We start from the raw sequence: 19,284 nt of genomic DNA, 5'->3' as shown, positions 1-19,284 counted from the left end.
CCGACAGATCGGTGCCACGCGTCAGGGCCACGCGGTGACGAGCGCATCGATCTCCGCCCGTGTCGGTGACGACACGCTCGCGCCGCGGCGGGTGGTGGCCAGCGCCCCGGCCGCACCCGCGAAGATCAGGGCGGCAAGCGGCTCGGCACCCCACTCACAGGCCAGCACCCCGGCGAACGCATCGCCCGCGCCGGTGGTGTCGACGGCGTCGACCGTCGGGGACGGGATGCTCTGGAGCAACTGGTGTGTGCGGTACCGGACGCCGTCGGCGCCGAGGGTGGTCACCACGTGCGGTACCGCGGCCAGGACGTCGCGCCCGAGTTGCCAGGCCTCGGTCTGATTGACGACCAGCACGTCGACGGCGGCGAGCAGGGCGTCCGGCAGCGGCCGGACCGGTGACGGATTGAGCATCACCACCGTGTCGTGCGCGGCGGCGTGCCGCGCGGCCGCAACGACCGTGTCGAGGGGGATCTCGAGTTGGCACAGCAGCACGTCGGCGTCGGCGATCGCCTGCAGGTCGGCGTCGGTGAGCGTGGTGAGCTGTGCGTTCGCGCCGGGCACCACGACGATCGCGTTGCCGCCGTCGGCGTCGACGGTGATCGCGGCGACTCCGCTGGGACCGGGAACCTCACGCAGGTTCTCGGTGTCGACCTCGGCGTCGACCAGGGCCTGCCGCAGATCCAACGCGAACGTGTCGTCGCCGACCGCACCGACGAACACCACGTCCGCGCCGGCTTTCGCCGCCGCGATCGCCTGGTTGGCACCCTTGCCGCCCGGCGTCGTCGTGAACGCTGTCCCCAGGACCGTCTCACCCGGAGCGGGCGGCCGCGGGACGGACGCGACCAGATCCATGTTGGTGCTGCCGACGACGACCACCCTGTTGCGCCTCACGATCCGCACGCTAGCGCCTGGCGGGAACTCAGTGCCGGGACGACGCGCGTCCGAGGAGCAGGTAGTAGCCGCCGCCGACGATGCCACCGAACACGACGCCCACGCCGAGAGCGATGCGGCCGGTGTCGGTGAAGAACAGCAGGACGACGACGAATGCGAGGAAGGCGAGGGCGATCCAGTTGGTGTAAGGGGCGCCGGGCAGTCGGTAGTCGGAGGCGGTCAGGATGCCGCGGGCGACGAACCGGCGGTAGCGCAGGTGGCACACGAGGATGACGCCCCACACGAAGATGATGCCGATCGTCGACACCGATGTGATGTAGACGAAGGCGCGGTTGGGGGACAGGATGTTGACGACGACGCCGATGAGCATCGCGGCCGCCGACATGGTGATGCCCGCGTACGGCACCTGGCGACTGCTGAGCCGGCCGAGCACCTCGGGTGCCTCTTTGCGCTGGGACAGGCTGCGCAGCATGCGGCCGGTGGAGTAGATACCCGAGTTGCACGACGACAGTGCGGCGGTGAGCAGGACGAAGTTCATGATGCCGGCGGCGGCGGGGATGCCGATCTGTTCGAGGACCTCGACGAACGGGCTGCGTCCGGCATGGAAGTCCTGCCAGCCGGCGACCGACAGGATGACGACGAGCGCGCCGACGTAGAACAGGCCGATGCGGAACGGCAGCGTGTTGATCGCCTTGCGGAGTGTCTCCTTGGGGTTCTCCGCCTCGCCCGCGGTGACGCCGACGAGTTCGACACCGACGTACGCGAACATGACGACCTGCAGGGCCATCAGTGAACTGCCGAATCCGTTGGGGAAGACGCCGCCGTCGGCCCACAGGTTCGTCACGGTCGGATTCGTGGCGTGACCGAATCCGAGGGTGAGGACGCCGATGCCGATGAGGATCATGCCGAGGATCGCGGTGATCTTGATGGTGGAGAACCAGAATTCGGCCTCACCGAACATCTTCACCGAGATGAGGTTGGCGCCGAACAAGGCGAGCAGCACGACGAGTGCGGTGAGCCAGCCGGGCACGCTGGGCCACCAGTACTCGACGTACTTGCCGGCGACGGTGATCTCGGCCATGCAGGTGGCCGCCCACACCGCCCAGTACGCCCAGCCGGTCGCGAAGCCGAAGAACCGGCCCAGGAACTCCTCCGCGTACTCGGCGAAACTGCCGGAGACCGGACGGTAGGTGAGGAGTTCACCGAGTGCGCGCATGATGACGAAGATCACGAGACCGGCCGCCAGATACGCGAGGATCAGGGACGGCCCGGCCTCCTCGATGGCGCCGCCGGAGCCGTAGAACAGGCCGGTTCCGATGGCGCCACCGAGGGCGATCATCTGTACGGTGCGCGCGTTGAGCCCGCGACTGTAGCCCTCCGACGGAGCGTGATCGACCGTCTCGTGTGGTGACACTGGTGTTTCCTTACTCGGACGGCGAATGGGCAGAACGATTATGCGCTCCCGGTAGTGGCTAATCTGTACGCATGACTGCCGCGACGCACACCACATCGGCCGCCAGCGAGGTCGGGGACATCCGCGGGCAGGTACACGACGCCGCCCGCCGTGCGCGTGTCGCCTCCCGCACGCTGGCCCTGCTCACCACCGCCCAGAAGGATGCCGCGCTGCATGCGGCCGCCGACGCGGTCCTCGCCGCGACCGCCACCGTGCTGGCCGCGAACGCCGAGGACATCGAGGTGGCGAAGGCGGCGGGCACCGAGGAGTCGCTGCTCGACCGGCTGCGGCTCACCGAGGCTCGTGTCGACGGCATCGCGGCGGGCCTGCGCCAGGTCGCGGGCCTGGCCGATCCGGTCGGGGAGATCGTGCGCGGTTCGACGCTGCCGAACGGCCTCGAGATCCGTCAGCTCCGGGTCCCGCTCGGCGTCGTCGGCATGGTGTACGAGGCGCGTCCCAACGTGACGGTCGACGCGTTCGGGCTGGCCCTCAAGTCCGGTAACGCGGCACTGCTGCGCGGATCGTCGTCGGCAGCCCACTCCAACGCGGCCCTGGTCGCGGTACTGCGCGCGGCCCTCGCCGAGCAGGGGCTGCCCGAGGACGCCGTCCAGTTGCTGCCGAGCGAGGACCGCTCGTCGGTCACCCACCTCATCCAGGCCCGCGGCCTCGTCGACGTCGTCATCCCGCGGGGCGGCGCCGGACTGATCAACGCCGTCGTGCGGGACGCCACCGTGCCCACCATCGAGACCGGTGTCGGCAACTGCCACATCTACATCCATTCGGCCGCCGATCTCGCGATGGCCGAGAAGATCGTGGTCAACGCCAAGACCCGGCGCCCGAGCGTGTGCAACACGGTCGAGACGCTGCTGATCGATTCGGCGATCGCCGAGACCGCGCTGCCGCAGTTGCTGCAGGTGCTGCAGATGCACAGCATCACCGTGCACGGTGATCTCCCCGGTCTGGTCCCGGCCACCGAGGACGACTGGTCGCAGGAGTACCTGACCCTCGACATCGCGCTCAAGGTCGTCGACGGCATCGACGAGGCCGTCGCCCACATCGACCGCTACGGCACCGGCCACACCGAGGCGATCGTCACCTCCGATCTGGCGGCGGCCCGCGAGTTCACGGCCCGCGTCGACGCGGCCGCGGTCATGGTCAACGCCTCGACCGCGTTCACCGACGGCGAGCAGTTCGGTTTCGGTGCCGAGATCGGCATCTCCACCCAGAAGCTGCACGCCCGCGGCCCGATGGGGCTCGGTGAGCTGACCTCCACCAAGTGGACCGTGTGGGGCGACGGGCACACCCGCCCGGCATGACCGATCACCGGTGACAACCGGTAGAGCCAGCAAGGAGTGAGCGTGGATCGAGCACTGCCGACGACACCGCCGCTGTTCGCGAGCGTCGACGATGTCACCGCCCGGCTCGCCGAGACCGGCTATCTGTCCGACAAGGCCACCGCGACCGCGGTGTTCCTCGCGGACCGGCTCGGCAAGCCCCTGCTGGTCGAGGGGCCCGCCGGTGTCGGCAAGACCGAGCTGGCGCGCGCCGTCGCACAGACGTCGGCGGCGGAACTGGTGCGCCTGCAGTGTTACGAGGGCGTCGACGAGTCGCGGGCCCTGTACGAGTGGAATCACGCGAAACAGATCCTGCGCATCCAGGCCGGGAGCGATCACAGCTGGGACGCGACGAAGCAGGACGTGTTCTCCGAGGAGTTCCTGCTGCCGCGGCCGCTGCTGACCGCGATCCGCCGCGACGAGCCGACGGTGCTGCTCGTCGACGAGGTCGACAAGGCGGACGTCGAGATCGAGGGACTGCTCCTCGAGGTGCTCAGCGATTTCGCGGTCACCATCCCCGAGCTCGGCACGATCACCGCGACCCGGAAGCCGTTCGCGGTGCTCACCTCGAACGCGACCCGGGAGCTGTCCGAGGCACTCAAACGCCGCTGCCTGTTCCTGCACCTCGATTTCCCGGACGCCGACCTCGAGCGCCGCATCCTCGCGAGCCGGGTACCGGAACTGCCCGAGGCGGTCGCGGACCAGCTGGTCCGGACGGTCGGGGTGCTGCGCGGCATGCAGCTCGCGAAGGTGCCGTCGGTGTCCGAGACCATCGACTGGGGGCGCACCCTGCTCGCGCTGGGCCTCGACACCCTCGACGACGACGCGGTCCGCGCCACGATGGGCGTCGTCCTCAAACATCGCGCCGACCAGCAGCGGGCCGCTGCCGAGCTGCGCCTGAACTGAGGAGACCGAGCCGATGGTCGCACCGTTCGCGCGTTCCGGAGGTCCGCTCGCACCGCACGGCATCCCCGGGCATCTCGTCGAGTTCGTCGAGGCGCTGCGCCGCCGGGGGATCGCGGTGGGACCGTCGGAGACGGTCGACGCCGGACGGGTGATGGCCGTCCTCGATCTGCTCGATCGGGACGCGCTGCGGGAAGGACTCGCGTGCGCGCTGCTGCGCCGGCCCACCCACCGCGCCACGTTCGACGCCCTGTTCGACCTGTGGTTCCCGGCCGGGACGGGTCTCCGCAGCCCGGACGCGGACGACCCGCAGCAGCTCCCGCGTACCCCGGACGGCGAGCTCGACCACGACGCGTTGCAGGAACTGCTCGCCGCACTGTTGTCCGACGACTCCCCGGACGCCCACGACCGGCTCGAGGAACTCGTCGCGCTCATGGTGGAGGAACTGGGCCGGTACGAGTCCCCGAACGGGGCGTCGTTCTCGGCGTACCAGGCGCTGCGCAACGTCGCCCCCGACACGCTGCTCGAGAAGATCCTCTCCGGGCTCCTCGGCAACCAGCCCGGTGAGGAACGCGCCGACGGCGACTACGCGTCCGAGGTCGCGAAGCGGGCTGCGATCCAGAAGATCATGGACTTCCGGAAGCTGGTCGACGCCGAGACCCGGCGCCGGTCCGCCGAACGGATCGGCCGCGAACGGGTCGCGAACTACGGGGTGCCCAAGCTGGCGGAGGCGGTCGACTTCCTGCGGGCGTCGGACGCCGAACTGGTCGCCCTGCGGCGCAGCGTCACGCCACTGGCCCGGCTCCTCGCGAGCCGGCTCTCGGTGCGGCGCAGCCGGGCCCGGGCGGGCGCGATCGACCTGCGCCGCACCCTGCGCAAGTCGATGTCCACCGGCGGCGTCCCGATCGATCTGGTGCAGCGCAAGCCGCGCCCGGCCCGCCCCGAACTGGTGCTGCTGTGCGATGTGTCCGGCTCGGTCGCCGGGTTCTCGCACTTCACGTTGCTGCTGGTGCACGCGCTGCGGGAACAGTTCTCGCGGGTGCGGGTGTTCGCGTTCATCGACACCACCGACGAGGTGACCAGGTTCTTCGACACCGGCGCCGACCTCGGTGTCGCGATGTCGCGCATGGTGCGCGAGGCCGAACTGATCACGTACGACGGCCACTCCGACTACGGCCATTCCCTCGGGGTGTTCGCCGAACGGTACGCACACACGCTCACCAGCCGCAGCTCGCTGCTCGTCCTCGGCGACGGCCGCAACAACTACCGCGACCCCGGCCTGGCGGCACTCACGCACCTGGTGTCGGTGGCCCGGCACGCCCACTGGCTCAACCCGGAACCGCGCCGGCAGTGGGGCAGCGGCGACTCGGCCGCCCTCGTCTACAACGAGGTGATCGACATGCACGAGTGCCGGTCCGCGCAGCAACTGTCCGCCGTCGTCTCCGGACTGCTGCCGGTGTGATCGGCCGCAGCCCGTAAGCTGGATCCTCGTGCAGCAGCCGACACCGATCACCCCCCGGCGCCGCCTGGGCGTGATGGGTGGAACCTTCGACCCGATCCACCACGGCCACCTCGTGGCCGCGAGCGAGGTCGCCGATCGGTTCGACCTCGACGAGGTGATCTTCGTCCCCACCGGTCAGCCGTGGCAGAAGGAGAACCGGGAGGTCAGCCCCGCCGAGGACCGCTACCTCATGACGGTCATCGCGACGGCGTCGAACCCGCGGTTCTCGGTGAGTCGTGTCGACGTCGACCGACACAAGGTCACCTACACCGTCGACACCCTGCGCGACCTGCACGTCCAGCATCCGGACGCCGACCTGTACTTCATCACCGGTGCCGACGCGCTCGAGAGCATCCTGTCGTGGCAGGCCTGGGAGGAACTGTTCGGGCTCGCCCGTTTCGTCGGCGTCTCCCGGCCCGGCTACGAACTGCACACCGAGCATCTCGCGGCGCATCTCGAGCAGCTGCCCGCCGACGCCGTCACCCTCATCGAGATCCCGGCACTGGCGATCTCGTCGACCGACTGCCGACAGCGGGCCGCCGAGAACCGGCCCGTCTGGTATCTCGTGCCCGACGGCGTCGTGCAGTACATCAGCAAACGCAACCTGTACCGGCCGCACGGCGCGGCCCGACCCGACGGCGCGGCCACCATGTCCGAGCCCGTCCCCGCGCATCGTCGTGTCCACGGCGCCGCGCCCACCCCACTATCGTCAACATCAGCAGAACCGGGAGAACACTGAGTGAGCGCATCGAACGACGCCATCGCCATGGCACGGATCGCCGCACTGGCGGCCGACGAGAAGTTGGCCTCCGACGTGGTGGTACTCGACGTCTCGGAGCAGCTCGTCATCACCGACTGCTTCGTCATCGCATCCGCGGACACCGAGCGCCAGGTCAACTCGATCGTCGAGAACATCGAGGACAAGCTCCGCGAGGCCGGGCACAAGCCCGTCCGTCGTGAGGGCACCCGGGAAGGCCGGTGGGCGCTGCTCGACTACGTCGACATCGTCATCCACGTCCAGCACACCGACGAACGCAACTTCTACGCCCTCGACCGGCTGTGGAAGGACTGCCCCGTGGTGCCCGTCGAGGGCATCGAGCCGCGCAGCCTGTCCCTGAACGACGCCGACGAGGCGGGCGAGGCCGGGGAGCCGGGGGAGACGCAGTCGTGACGGCCGGTCGCCGGGTGCGGCGGCTGATCCTGCTGCGGCACGGGCAGACGGAATACAACGCCACCAACCGGATGCAGGGCCGGCTCGACACCGACCTGACCGACCTGGGGCGGGCCCAGGCGAAGACCGCGGCCCTGGCCCTCGCCGAGAAGAACCCGTACGCGATCGTCTCGTCGGACCTGCGCCGCGCCCACGACACCGCCCTCGCGCTCGGCGACCACCTCGGCATGCCCGTCGACACCGATCCCCGGCTGCAGGAAACGCATCTCGGGGACTGGCAGGGGCTCACCCACACCGAGGTCGACGAGATCGCCCCCGGAGCCCGCGACCAGTGGCGTACCGACGCCTCCTGGGCGCCGCCCGGCGGAGAATCCCGCATCGACGTCGCTGCCCGCAGCCTGCCGGTGGTACAGGAGCTCTTCGTCTCGGACGGTGGGGGCTCCCGGGGAAGCGCACAGGACGCGCAGCGTCCCCTGGTCCTCGTCGCGCACGGGGGTCTGATCGCGGCTCTCACGGCGCGGCTGCTGGACCTGCCGGTGGATCGGTGGCCGGTGCTCGGTGGACTCGGAAACACGGCCTGGGTGGAACTCAGCGCTCTTGGGGAGGGAACGGATCCGGTATGGCGTCTGGACGTGTGGAACGCGACGGCGAACAGCCCGTCCTGCTGGTAGTCGCGGATTCGCTCGCCTACTACGGGCCCAAGGGTGGGCTGCCGGCGGACGATCCGCGGATCTGGCCGAATCTGGTGGCGAAGGAACTGGGCTGGCGGGTCGAGCTCGTCGCGCGTATCGGCTGGACCAGCCGGGACGCGTGGTGGGCGATCACCCAGGACCCGCGAGTGTGGGCGGCGGTGCCGCGTGCGGGCGCCGTCGTGTTCGCGGTCGGCGGCATGGATTCGTTGCCGTCGCCGCTGCCGACCGCGTTGCGTGAGCAGTTGCGGTACATTCGTCCGCCGGCGCTGCGCCGCGTGGTCCGCTCCGGCTACCAGTGGTTGCAGCCGCGGTTGTCGAAACTGGGCCGCCCGGTCGCGTTGCCCCCGAAACTGTCCGTCGAATACCTGGAGAGCTGCCGGGACGCTCTCGCCGCGATCCGGCCGGAGCTGCCGGTGATCGGCACGTTCCCGTCGGTGCACCGGTGCGACGCCTACGGGCAGGTCCACACGGGCCGGGAGCCTGCGGTGCGGGCGTTGGCGGCGTGGTCGGCGGAGAAGAAGGTGCCGATGGTGGACCTGGCCGCCGCTGTTCGCGGCAACGTGTTCTCCGATCGGGCCAACCCGGACGGAATCCACTGGGGGTGGGACGCGCACGAGGAGGTCGCGGCCGCGATGATCGACGCCGTCAAGAATGCGCGCCGACTCCCGGAGTCCGCCGAGAGCGAGCAGGGCTGACCGGATGCCTGTCGTCGTCGTCACCGACTCGTCCTCCTGCCTGACCCCCGAGCTGGTCGGCCGGTTCGGGGTCCGGGTCGTGCCGTTGCACGTCCTGCACGACGGCCACGACTACCGCGAGGGCATCGACCCGATCCCCGACGACCTGACCGGAGTGACCACGTCGGGGGCGTCGCCCGGGGAACTGGCCGACGCCTATGCTGCGGCGCTCGCCGACAGCGACGGTGACGGCGTGGTCGCGATCCATCTGTCCCGGCACCTGTCGGGGACGTGGGATGCGGGCCGGCAGGCCGCGGCCGGGCTCGGTGAGAAGGTACGGATCGTCGACTCCGCGTCCACCGGTATGGGACTCGGATATCCGGTGCTCGAGGCGGCCCGCACGGCCCGCGCGGGTGGCGACCTCGACGCCGTGTACCGCCGGGCCGTCGACGTGGCCGGGCAGGGGCGCACACTGATCGTCGTCGACCGGCTCGATCATCTGCGTCGCGGCGGCCGCATCGGAACGGCCGCGGCCCTGCTCGGTACGGCACTGGCGATGAAGCCGGTGCTGCACCTGGTGGACGGCAAACTGGTGCTGCGGGAGAAGACCCGGACGTCGACGAAGGCCCTCGCCAAGCTCGTCGATGCCGTCGCCGAGCAGGTCGGTGACGCACCGGCCGCCGTCGCCGTGCACCACGTGCATGCCCGTGAGCGGGCGGACACCGTGGCCGCTCAGCTCGAGGAGCGGATCCCGTCGCTGACCGAGGTGGTCGTGACGGAGATCGGCAGTGTACTCGGCGTCCATCTGGGGCCGGGCACGATCGGTGTCGTGACCTGCACCGGAGGGGCGTCTACCGGCGATTGATCCACAGCTCCCGATTGATCCACAGATTTTCTCTCCCGGCCCGTTCGAGCGGTATCGCGGCGGCCGCGCGACCCTAGGGTCGGCGGCATGGGGACCGATGAGGATCGAGCGAGAGTGCGCGGCCGGCTGGCCGCGGCGTCGACCGGCGGCGAGCCCGGGTGGCTCACCGACGACGACCGTCCGGACCGATACGACGACGCCGTGCTCCCGGGCCCGGACCGGTGGCGCGGTCTGCGCCTGAACCCGGGACGACGTGGCATCGCCGCACTCGTGGTGGTCGGACTGGTCGCCGCGATCGTCGCCGCGGTGACGGTGTGGCGGGACCGGCCCGCCGTACAGGCGATACCACCGCTGCCCGTCGTCGAATCCGGGACGTTGCCCGACACCGAGCCGGCGTCGCCGTCACCACCGTCGTCCGCCGGGCCACCCGTACCCGCGCCCGCCGAGGAACTGGTGGTCAGTGTCGTCGGCGTCGTCGAACGGTCGGGGCTGGTGCGGCTGCCGCCCGGATCCCGGGTGGCCGACGCCCTCGCCGCGGCGGGCGGTGCCCGGCCCGGCGCGGACGTCCTGGGCCTGAACATGGCCGAACGGGTCGACGACGGCGACCAGATCCTGGTCGGGGCGGCGGCACCGGACGGTGGCCCCACCACCGTCGGCAGTGCCCGTATCGGATCGGGAGCGGGAGCCGCGGGAACTGCCGCGAAAGCCGGGGCCCAGCCGGGCGGCAAGGTGAATCTGAACACCGCCGACGAGGCCGCGCTCGACGCATTGCCCGGTGTCGGGCCGGTGACCGCCACCGCGATCGTCGCCTGGCGGGCGACGAACGGACGTTTCACCGACGTCGAACAGTTGGGGGAGGTCGACGGCATCGGGCCCGGCCGGCTCGCGAAGCTGCGGGACCTGGTGACGGTGTGACCGATCCGGACGGGCCGGTCGATCTGCGGCTGGTCCCGTCCGCGGCGGTGTGCTGGGCGGTGACACTGACCGGGCTGCTCGCAGGGTGGCGGCCGGTCGCGGTCGTGGGGGTCGGGCTCGTCGCGGCCGGAACCGTCACGACGGTGGCGGCGTATCGGAGTGCCGCCCCGCTGCGGCGCACCGTGGCGGCCGCCCTGATCGCCGCGACCCTGCTCGGCGCCGGATTCGCGGCCGCCACCGCCCTCCGGGTCCACGCGGTGACCGAAAATCCACTCGCCGGCGCGGCAGCACGAGGTGCGTCGGCGACCCTGAGCGTCGTCGTCGACGACGATCCGAAACCGTTGCGCGCCTCCGGTTTCGGGGGACCCCGTCAACTGCTGGTGCGGGCGTCGTTGCGGGAGGTGCGCGACGGCGACCGCACCGTCCGGGCCGGCGGCTCGATCCTCGTCTTCGCCCAGGGGGAGCGGTGGGAGGACCTGCTGCCCGGACAGCAGGTGACGGTGCGCGGGAAACTCGCCGTACCGGAGCGCCGGGACCTCACGGTCGCGGTGCTCCGCGCGGCCGGGCCACCGTCGGAGGTCCGGCCCCCACCGGTGCACCAGCGGTGGGCCGGCACCGTCCGGCACCGGCTCTCCGCCGCGGCCGCTGCGGCACTGCCACCCGCGCAGGCCGGGCTGCTGCCGGGCCTCGTCGTCGGGGACGTCTCCGCGCTGCCGCAGGAGGTGAAGGACCAGTTCACCGCGGCCGGGCTCACCCACTTGACGGCGGTGTCGGGCGCGAACGTGTCGGTCGTGTTGGGTGCCGTGCTGCTGCTCGTGCGCGGCGCCGGGATCGGGCCGCGCATCGGCGCGGTCCTCGCGGGTGCCGCGCTGGTCGCGTTCGTGGTCGTCGCGCGACCGTCCCCGAGCGTGCTGCGGGCCGCGGTGATGGGTGCCGTCGCGTTGCTGGCGCTCGTCGTCGGACGCCGCAAGCAGGCGATGCCGGCGTTGGCGGCGTCGGTGATCGTGCTGCTCGCGGTGGTGCCGTCCCTCGCCGTCGACTTCGGGTTCGCGCTGTCGGTCGCGGCCACCGCCGGCCTGATCGTGGTCGCCCCGATCCTGGTGGAGAAGATGCGGTCGTGGGGGTGGCCGCGGTGGCTCGCCGAGATGTGCGCGGTCGCGGTCGCGGCGTTCGTCGTCACCGCCCCGATCGTCGCCGCCATGTCGGGGACGGTGAGTGTCGTGTCGATCGTCGCGAACCTGCTCGTCGCGCCGGTCGTCGCCCCGATCACCGTGATCGGGGCGGTGACCGCGGTGCTGGCGATGCTGTGGCTGCCCGCCGCGACGCTGCTGGTGCGGGCCGCGGGCCCGCCGCTGTGGTGGCTGCTCGAGGTCGCCGACCGGGCCGCCGCGATCCCCGGTGCCACCGTCACGATCGCCGGGGGACTCGCCGGCTCGGTGATCGTCGGCGTCGCCCTGGCCGTCACCGCGGTCGCCGTCCGGCACCGCTGGTCCCGGCGGCTCCTGGTGGCGCTCGTGGTCGGGGTCGCGGCGGTGTGGGTGCCGACCCGCATCCAGACCCCGGGATGGCCGGCCGACGGGTGGGCGTTCGTGGCGTGCGACGTCGGGCAGGGCGACGGGCTGGTGCTGTCCACGGGGGACGGGCGGGCCGTCGTCGTCGACGCCGGACCCGAACCCGGTCCCGTCGACCGCTGCCTGCGCGGACTCGGTGTCGACGAGATCGCCCTGCTGATCGTGACGCATCTGCACGCCGACCACTACGGCGGCCTCGACGGCGCACTGTCCGGGCGCTCCGTCGCCGCGGTCGCGATCGGACCGTCCGACCTGCCTGCGGGTGGTATGCGGTTCGTGTCCGGCGCGGCGGACCGGGCGGGGGTGCCCGTCGTCCGGCTCACCCCCGGACACGAGGTGATCCTCGGTGAGGTGCGGCTGGAGATCCTGGGGCCGCTGGTGCCGACGCCGCGCACCGCGGCCGCGGCCGACGATGCCGCCAACGACACCTCCCTGGTGATCCGCGCGCACACTCGGGCCGGCACGATCCTGCTCACCGGGGACGTCGAGGAGGCCGGGCAGCGCGCCCTGATGCGGTCCGGGGTGACGTTGCGGGCGGATGTCCTCAAGCTTCCGCATCACGGATCGCGCACCACCGCACCGGAATTCGTCGAAGCCGTGCGGCCCCGGCTGGTGGTGGTCAGTGTCGGTGCCGGCAACCCGTTCGGGCACCCCAACCGTGGCATCCTGGACCGGGCCACTGCACTCGGTGCGGTCGTCGCCCGCACCGACCTGCAGGGCGACGTCGCGGTGACCCGGACCGGTGCCGGGGCACTTGCCGTCGTGGGCCGTTCCCATGGCACCATCGTCCGGTGACCACCTCCACCCGCCCCGCCCCGCTGCATCTCGTCCTCGGCGACGAGGAACTGTTGGTGGAACGCGCGGTGACGTCGGTGATCGGCGCGGTACGGGCTGCTGCCGGACCGGACGGGGAGGACGTCCCGGTGTCCCGGCTGCGGGCCGGTGACGCGAGTGCTCCCGAACTGGCGGAACTGCTGAGCCCGTCCCTGTTCGCGGAGGACCGGGTGATCGTGCTCGAGGCGGCCGGTGAAGCCGGTAAGGACGCCGTCGCCCTCGTCCAGAGCGCGGCCGCCGACGTTCCCGAGGGTGTCGTGCTGGTCGTGCTGCATTCGGGTGCGGGCCGGGCGAAAGCGCTCGCCGGGGCGCTGCAGAAGGCCGGCGCCACCGTCCACGAGTGCGCGAAACTCAAGCAGAACGAACTGGCCGGTTTCGTGCGCGGCGAGTTCCGGGCCGCGGGTGTGCGTGTCGCCCCGGACGTGCTGGGACTGGTCGTCGAGGCAGTCGGCTCCGACCTGCGGGAACTGGCGGCGGCCTGCTCGCAGCTGATCGCCGACACGGGTGGCCGGATCGATGCCGGCGCAGTCCAGCGCTACTACTCGGGCAAGGCCGAGGTGTCCGGTTTCGACGTCGCCGACAAGGCTGTTTCCGGTGACCGGCGCGGGGCGCTGGAGTTGTTGCGCTGGGCGATGCACCGCGGTGTCGCGCACGTGCTGCTCGCCGACGCGCTCGCGGACGCCGTCCACACCATCGCCCGGGTCGGTTCGGTCGGCCGCGGCGACCCGTTCAAGATGGCGTCCGAGCTGGGCATGCCGCCGTGGAAGATCAAGAAGGCCCAGGAGCAGGCCCGCGGCTGGGACTCCGCGTCGATCGGGGAGGCGCTGCAGGTGGTGGCCACCCTCAACGGTGAGGTCAAGGGGCAGGCCGCGGATGCCGACTACGCCGTCGAGGCGGCGGTGCGCCGGATCGTGGATCTGCATTCCTCCGGTCGCTGACCGGCCCGCGCTCCCATATGGCGCAGGAAGGACGGCGAAAGGCCCCCGATCGATGATCGGGGGCCTTTCACCACAGAGCTTGCGACGGTGGACCCGTCAGAAACCTGTCAGAGGGAGTTGGCGACCTTCGCGAGCGCCGACTTCTTGTTGGCAGCCTGGTTGGCGTGGATGACGCCCTTGCCGGCAGCCTTGTCGAGCTTGCGGCTGGTGGAGACGAGGAGCTCGTTGGCCTTGTCCTTGTCACCGGCTGCCGCGGCCTCGCGGAAGGAACGGATCGCCGTACGCAGCGAGGACTTGACCGACTGGTTGCGGAGTCGGTTGCGCTCGTTGGTGCGGATCCGCTTCACCTGGGACTTGATGTTGGCCACGCGTAAAATCCTGTCGTCTTTTGCTGGTTTCTGTCGAAAAGCTCTGGGCACGTATGCGCCGACCGACGACACTACCAGTACCCACGAGATGATCTCAAACCGGTGGCCGTCCAGGGCTTTTCCGGACTCTACCGCATCCTCGCACACGTCCCGTGTCGGGCGTCCCCGGAACTCGGGTGGGTGCGCGACGCCGGCGGAACCGGGCGTCCGGAACTTCTTCCCGAACATACCGATTCGGACTCGGGGGCCCGTGAAATCCCCGGAAACGGACCAGCTCGTACGTAACGTCCGGATCGCAAGTGGCAGGTGTTCGGTGGTTCGGAAGGAGGACGTATGTCGACAGCACAGGAGATTGCGGAAAAGGAACCGATCTCGGATCTGAAGAAGTACCTCGCCGAGGGAATCGGCACGTTCGTTCTGGTGTTCGCCGCGATCGGTACCGCGGTGTTCTCCGGTGGTCGCGTCGGGCAGCTCGGGATCGCGCTCGCATTCGGCCTGACCTTGTTGTTCCTGGTCTACGCGATCGGTCCGATCTCGGGCTGCCACGTCAACCCGGCAGTGACGTTGGGCCACTTCGTCCTGGGCCGGTTGTCCGCAGCGAAGGCCGGGATCTATGTGGTGTCGCAGGTGATCGGGGGCCTCGTGGCGGGTCTCGCGGTGTTCGCGATCGCGCAGAGCCTGCCGAGCTACGACCGGGCGGCCGACGGGCTCGCCGCCAACGGGTGGGGTGTGCACAGTCCGTCGGCGGAGGCCGGTCCGCTCGGGATGCTCGTCGAACCCGGGTACGGGATCGGCGCCGCGATGACGGTGGAGATCATTCTCACCGCGCTGCTGGTGTTCGTGGTGCTCGCGTCCACCGACCAGCTGTCCGACATTCCGCTCGCCGGCGTCGCGATCGGGTTCACCCTCGCGGTGATCCATCTGATCGCGATCCCGATCGACAACACGTCGGTCAACCCGGCCCGCAGCATCGCTGTCGCCTTCTATCAGGACGGCGCGCTCGGACAGCTGTGGCTGTTCATCGTGTTCCCACTGATCGGCGGCGCGCTGGGCGCCGTGCTCTATCGGGCACTGTTCGGGCGGTTCGACCGTCTGAACGACTGACGACCCGGCGACGACGGCCCCGGTGCGTGGTTCGCGCCGGGGCCGTCGTCCGGTGCAGGGTGTCGGACCGTAGCTGGTCTCAGTGCCAGCTGTAGTCCGCCCGCAACCGGGTGGCGACGGCATCGAAGCGGCCGCGGTCGAGAATCGCGCCCTCGCGGCGAATACCGGCCTCGGGGACGTCGAGCACCCGGTCCAGGCGCACCCAGCTGGGCCGGTTCTCCGCATCCCACGTCCCGGCGCCGAGGGGCAGCCAGTCGGGGTCGTCGTCGCGCCGGCTGTTCGACGACAGCATCAATCCGAGCAGGGTGTCGCCGTCGCGCCCGACGACGAGGACCGGACGGTCCTTGCCCTGCCGCGGATCGTCCTCGTAGGCCACCCACGTCCACACGATCTCGCCGGGGTCGGCCCGGCCGTCGAGGCTCGGGGCGTAGTCGATGCGACGCGCCCGGTGCGCGGTGGGCGCCGACGTGCGCGACGCCGGTCGGCCGGGCGTCGTCGCCGGACGCTGCGGCGCGGACAGCATCCCCGACACGGTTGCGGTCGCGCGGGTGACGGGTGCGCTGGTGCGCAGTTGCCGCAGCAGTTTCGGGCCCTCACGGGTCGCGTAGTCGCCGAGCTTTCTGCCGATGGTGCCCCACGTGCTCGCCATGACGCCCGAGCTTAACGGTGACCGCGGCCCGTCCGGGTGGGCCGCGACGACCCTGGATGTGTACGTGCGCCCACCTTCAAGGGATGATGGGGTGGCACGGGACGCGGGTGACGCTGTGCCGAGTCGATGAACGATGTGCGAGTGAGACGAGGGATTTGGGCTTGAGCAGCAACTTTGCGGAGAAGACGTTCACGGATCCGACGAAGATCCGGAACTTCTGCATCATCGCGCACATCGACCACGGCAAGTCGACGCTCGCGGACCGGATGCTGCAGCTCACCGGTGTCGTCGAGGAGCGGGCGATGCGCGCGCAGTACCTAGACCGGATGGACATCGAGCGCGAGCGCGGCATCACGATCAAGGCGCAGAACGTGCGCCTGCCGTGGACCGTCGAGCACGAGGACGGCTCCACCGAGGAGATCGTGCTGCACCTGATCGACACGCCCGGCCACGTCGACTTCACGTACGAGGTGTCCCGTGCCCTCGAGGCGTGTGAGGGTGCGGTTCTGCTCGTGGACGCCGCGCAGGGCATCGAGGCGCAGACCCTCGCCAACCTGTACCTGGCGATGGAGAAGGACCTCACCATCATCCCGGTGCTCAACAAGATCGACCTGCCTGCGGCCGACCCGGAGAGGTATGCCGCGGAGATCGCGCACATCGTCGGCTGTGAGCCGGAAGACGTGCTGCGGGTCTCCGGTAAGACCGGCGTCGGCGTGCGGGAACTGCTCGACGAGGTCGTCAAGCAGGTGCCGGCGCCCGAAGGGCAGTCGGACGCCCCGGCCCGCGCGATGATCTTCGACTCGGTGTACGACGCCTACCGCGGCGTCGTCACCTACGTGCGCGTGGTGGACGGCAAGATCCGTCCCCGCGAGAAGGTCACCATGATGTCGACGGGCACCACCCACGAACTGCTCGAGGTCGGCATCATCTCGCCCGAGCCCAAGGCCACCGAGGGCCTCGGCGTCGGCGAGGTCGGTTACCTGATCACCGGTGTGAAGGACGTGCGCCAGTCGCGGGTCGGCGACACCGTCACCACCTTCCGCAACGGTGCCAGTGAGCCGCTGGTCGGCTACCGGGACCCCAAGCCGATGGTGTACTCGGGCCTGTATCCGTTGGACGGCTCGGACTATCCGGTGCTGCGCGACGCCCTCGACAAGCTGCGGCTCAACGATGCGGCCCTCGCCTACGAGCCGGAGACGTCGGTGGCGCTGGGCTTCGGTTTCCGCTGCGGCTTCCTCGGCCTGCTGCACATGGAGATCACCCGCGACCGGCTCGAGCGCGAGTTCGGCCTCGACCTGATCTCCACCGCCCCGAACGTCGTCTACCGGGTGACGATGGAGGACGGCAGCGAGCACGAGGTCACCAACCCGTCGTACTGGCCCGAGGGCAAGGTGCGGGAGGTGTACGAGCCGATGACCAAGTGCACCGTCATCGCGCCCAGCGAGTACACCGGCGCGATCATGGAGCTGTGTCAGTCCCGCCGCGGCGAGCTCGGCGGTATGGACTACCTGTCCGAGACCCGCGTCGAACTGCGGTACACGCTGCCGATGGGTGAGATCATGTTCGACTTCTTCGACGCCCTCAAGTCGCGGACCAAGGGTTACGCGAGTCTCGACTACGAGGAGTCCGGCGAGCAGCAGGCCGCGTTGGTGAAGGTCGACATCCTGCTGCAGGGCGAGGCTGTCGACGCCTTCAGTGCGATCGTGCACAAGGATGCGGCCTTCGCGTACGGCAACAAGATGACCACCAAGCTGCGCGAGCTGATCCCGCGCCAGCAGTTCGAGGTGCCGATCCAGGCCGCGATCGGCTCGAAGATCATTGCGCGCGAGAACATTCGGGCGATCCGCAAGGACGTCCTCGCCAAGTGCTACGGCGGCGACATCTCCCGTAAGCGCAAGCTGCTCGAGAAGCAGAAGGAAGGCAAGAAGCGCATGAAGACCATCGGTCGCGTCGAGGTGCCGCAGGAGGCCTTCGTGGCGGCACTGTCGAACGAGTCGGTGGCCGACAAGCCGAAGAAGTAGGCGGCTGCGCCGCTCGGAAGCCGCTCGGAAGCCGCTCGGAAGGAGCATCGTGATCGACACCTGGCTGACCCGGGAACTGGGACTGGAGGTGCCGATCGTCGGTGCCCCGATGGGTGGACGGGCCGGAGGCCGTCTGGCGGGGGAAGTGACGCGGGCCGGTGGGCTCGGGTTACTCGGGGCCGCCCGCTACGCCACCCCGGAGTGGATCGCCGCCGAGTCCGCGGTGGCCCGGGAACTCGGCGGCGGCAAGCTCGGTGTCGGGCTCATGACGTGGTCGCTGTACGACGACGACGCCCTGCTCGACGCCGCGATCGGCGAGGAGCCGGACGTGATCTCGCTGTCGTTCGGTGATCCGGCGCCGTTCGTGCCGCGCGCGAAAGCGTGTGGCGCCCTGGTGGGTTCGCAGATCAACACGATCGAGGACCTGCGGGTGGTGGAGGCTGCGGGTGTCGACTTCGTGGTGGCGCAGGGCACCGAGGCCGGTGGCCACACGGGCCGGATCGGCACACTGCCGCTGCTGCAACAGATCCTCGAGGCCACCGACCTGCCGGTGATCGCGGCGGGCGGTATCGCCACCGGACGCGGGCTGGCCGCCGTGATCGCCGCCGGCGCCGCGGGCGGCTGGATCGGGACCGCCCTGCTCGCGAGCCCGGAGACCACCGGACCGGACTTCGCGCGGCAGCGGCTCGTCGAGGCCGACTCCGCCGACACCGTCTACACGTCGATCTTCGATCAGGCCCGGGACCAGCCGTGGCCGCAGCGCTGGGGTGGACGAGCCCTCGTCAACGCGTACACCGAACGGTGGCACGGGCAGGGCGCGGACAACGCCACCCTCGCCGCCGCCTACGATCCCGCCGACACCACCGTCGGTGTCGTGTATGCGGGGGAGGCGGCGGGGCTCGTCACCTCGGTCCGCCCGGCCGGGGACGTCGTCCGCGAGATCGGTGCGGACGCCGAACGCCTCCTGCGCCGCACGTACTGACCGGCGCCCCTACTCCGGGGCGTGACAGACGGCTTCGACGTTGTTGCCGTCGGGGTCCCGCACGAACGCGCCGTAGTAGCCGGGGTGGTATTCCGGCCACTCGCGCGGCTCGTGCAGCACCTCGGCGCCGGCGTCGACGGCGGCGGCGAAGAAGGCGTCGACCACGGCGCGGGTGGGTGCGGCGAACGCGAAGTGGTTCTCGCGGAACCCGGCGTCGGCGGGCACTCGCGGGCTGATCCAGAAGTCGGGGTTCGGTGGGATCCCGTATCCGATGATCGGGCCGTGTTCCGCTATGCGGACGGCGCCGAGCGGGGCCAGCACCTTGTCGTAGAACGCGGCACTCGCCGCAGTGTCGTCACATTGGATTCCCAGATGATCCAGCATCCTCCGATAGTGACACGCGTCACCGGCAATCCGT

The 19,284-nt window shown here is 70.5% G+C and carries 19 protein-coding genes; 14 read left to right on the top strand and 5 right to left on the bottom strand.

What is annotated here, in order from left to right; translation table 11 throughout:
- Positions 1-21 precede the first annotated feature (21 nt).
- Both Q5696_RS13780 and Q5696_RS13775 read right to left on the bottom strand, forming a co-directional pair.
- Positions 22-891 carry a ribokinase gene (locus tag Q5696_RS13780; protein WP_305091895.1) on the bottom strand — a complete coding sequence of 290 codons (870 nt, stop codon included), beginning with the start codon at positions 889-891 and terminating at the stop codon, positions 22-24.
- 28 nt (positions 892-919) lie between these two features.
- Complete coding sequence (locus Q5696_RS13775) at positions 920-2,305, bottom strand: amino acid permease (RefSeq protein WP_305091894.1); 1,386 nt, start codon at positions 2,303-2,305, stop codon at positions 920-922.
- A 71-nt stretch (positions 2,306-2,376) separates the two neighbouring features.
- Here Q5696_RS13775 and Q5696_RS13770 point away from each other — a divergent pair, with 71 nt between their 5' ends.
- The 11 genes from Q5696_RS13770 (at position 2,377) to holA (ending at position 13,742) form a co-directional block, all read left to right on the top strand.
- Positions 2,377-3,660, top strand: coding sequence for a glutamate-5-semialdehyde dehydrogenase (locus Q5696_RS13770; RefSeq protein WP_305091893.1), 1,284 nt, complete (start codon positions 2,377-2,379; stop codon positions 3,658-3,660).
- Between the two features lie 42 nt (positions 3,661-3,702).
- Positions 3,703-4,584, top strand: coding sequence for an AAA family ATPase (locus Q5696_RS13765; RefSeq protein ID WP_305091892.1), 882 nt, complete (start codon positions 3,703-3,705; stop codon positions 4,582-4,584).
- A 13-nt stretch (positions 4,585-4,597) separates the two neighbouring features.
- A complete protein-coding gene (locus Q5696_RS13760; RefSeq protein ID WP_305091891.1) occupies positions 4,598-6,043 on the top strand; it encodes a vWA domain-containing protein in 1,446 nt (481 codons plus the stop codon).
- 73 nt (positions 6,044-6,116) lie between these two features.
- A complete protein-coding gene (gene nadD, locus Q5696_RS13755) occupies positions 6,117-6,821 on the top strand; it encodes a nicotinate-nucleotide adenylyltransferase (protein WP_370654932.1) in 705 nt (234 codons plus the stop codon).
- Entirely contained in the window at positions 6,822-7,253 is a 432-nt protein-coding gene (gene rsfS, locus Q5696_RS13750; protein WP_305091889.1) for a ribosome silencing factor, read from the top strand. It begins immediately after the preceding gene.
- Positions 7,250-7,924, top strand: coding sequence for a histidine phosphatase family protein (locus tag Q5696_RS13745; protein WP_370654794.1), 675 nt, complete (start codon positions 7,250-7,252; stop codon positions 7,922-7,924). The genes rsfS and Q5696_RS13745 overlap by 4 nt, the downstream gene beginning before the upstream one ends.
- A complete protein-coding gene (gene octT, locus Q5696_RS13740; RefSeq protein ID WP_305091888.1) occupies positions 7,873-8,640 on the top strand; it encodes a diglucosylglycerate octanoyltransferase in 768 nt (255 codons plus the stop codon). The genes Q5696_RS13745 and octT overlap by 52 nt, the downstream gene beginning before the upstream one ends.
- A gap of 4 nt (positions 8,641-8,644) precedes the next feature.
- Complete coding sequence (locus Q5696_RS13735; RefSeq protein WP_305091887.1) at positions 8,645-9,484, top strand: DegV family protein; 840 nt, start codon at positions 8,645-8,647, stop codon at positions 9,482-9,484.
- A gap of 87 nt (positions 9,485-9,571) precedes the next feature.
- A complete protein-coding gene (locus tag Q5696_RS13730; RefSeq protein ID WP_305091886.1) occupies positions 9,572-10,399 on the top strand; it encodes a ComEA family DNA-binding protein in 828 nt (275 codons plus the stop codon).
- Complete coding sequence (locus tag Q5696_RS13725) at positions 10,396-12,765, top strand: ComEC/Rec2 family competence protein (RefSeq protein ID WP_305091885.1); 2,370 nt, start codon at positions 10,396-10,398, stop codon at positions 12,763-12,765. The genes Q5696_RS13730 and Q5696_RS13725 overlap by 4 nt, the downstream gene beginning before the upstream one ends.
- A complete protein-coding gene (holA, locus tag Q5696_RS13720; protein ID WP_305091884.1) occupies positions 12,762-13,742 on the top strand; it encodes a DNA polymerase III subunit delta in 981 nt (326 codons plus the stop codon). Before Q5696_RS13725 ends, holA begins: the two co-directional genes overlap by 4 nt.
- Before the next feature lie 107 nt (positions 13,743-13,849).
- Here holA and rpsT read toward each other — a convergent pair whose 3' ends face one another.
- Entirely contained in the window at positions 13,850-14,110 is a 261-nt protein-coding gene (rpsT, locus tag Q5696_RS13715) for a 30S ribosomal protein S20 (protein WP_305091883.1), read from the bottom strand.
- Positions 14,111-14,443: 333 nt separating this feature from the next.
- Here rpsT and Q5696_RS13710 point away from each other — a divergent pair, with 333 nt between their 5' ends.
- The gene (locus Q5696_RS13710; RefSeq protein ID WP_305091882.1) at positions 14,444-15,214 is read left to right on the top strand and encodes an aquaporin; all 771 of its coding nucleotides are present in this window, start codon (positions 14,444-14,446) and stop codon (positions 15,212-15,214) included.
- A gap of 79 nt (positions 15,215-15,293) precedes the next feature.
- Here the strand turns inward: Q5696_RS13710 and Q5696_RS13705 are convergent, their stop codons facing one another.
- On the bottom strand, positions 15,294-15,863 hold the full coding sequence (locus Q5696_RS13705) for a type II toxin-antitoxin system PemK/MazF family toxin (RefSeq protein ID WP_305091881.1): 570 nt from the start codon (positions 15,861-15,863) through the stop codon (positions 15,294-15,296).
- Positions 15,864-16,018: 155 nt separating this feature from the next.
- Between Q5696_RS13705 and lepA the strand changes: the two genes are divergently transcribed.
- Both lepA and Q5696_RS13695 read left to right on the top strand, forming a co-directional pair.
- On the top strand, positions 16,019-17,884 hold the full coding sequence (gene lepA / locus Q5696_RS13700; protein ID WP_370654793.1) for a translation elongation factor 4: 1,866 nt from the start codon (positions 16,019-16,021) through the stop codon (positions 17,882-17,884).
- 49 nt (positions 17,885-17,933) lie between these two features.
- Complete coding sequence (locus Q5696_RS13695; RefSeq protein ID WP_305091880.1) at positions 17,934-18,866, top strand: NAD(P)H-dependent flavin oxidoreductase; 933 nt, start codon at positions 17,934-17,936, stop codon at positions 18,864-18,866.
- Positions 18,867-18,875: 9 nt separating this feature from the next.
- Here the strand turns inward: Q5696_RS13695 and Q5696_RS13690 are convergent, their stop codons facing one another.
- The gene (locus Q5696_RS13690; RefSeq protein ID WP_305091879.1) at positions 18,876-19,250 is read right to left on the bottom strand and encodes a VOC family protein; all 375 of its coding nucleotides are present in this window, start codon (positions 19,248-19,250) and stop codon (positions 18,876-18,878) included.
- Positions 19,251-19,284 lie beyond the last annotated feature (34 nt).

Source organism: Prescottella sp. R16 (genome assembly GCF_030656875.1).
GTDB lineage: Bacteria > Actinomycetota > Actinomycetes > Mycobacteriales > Mycobacteriaceae > Prescottella.
The sequence above is the reverse complement of the archived record's forward strand: the minus strand, read 5'-3'. Positions and strand labels throughout refer to the sequence as shown.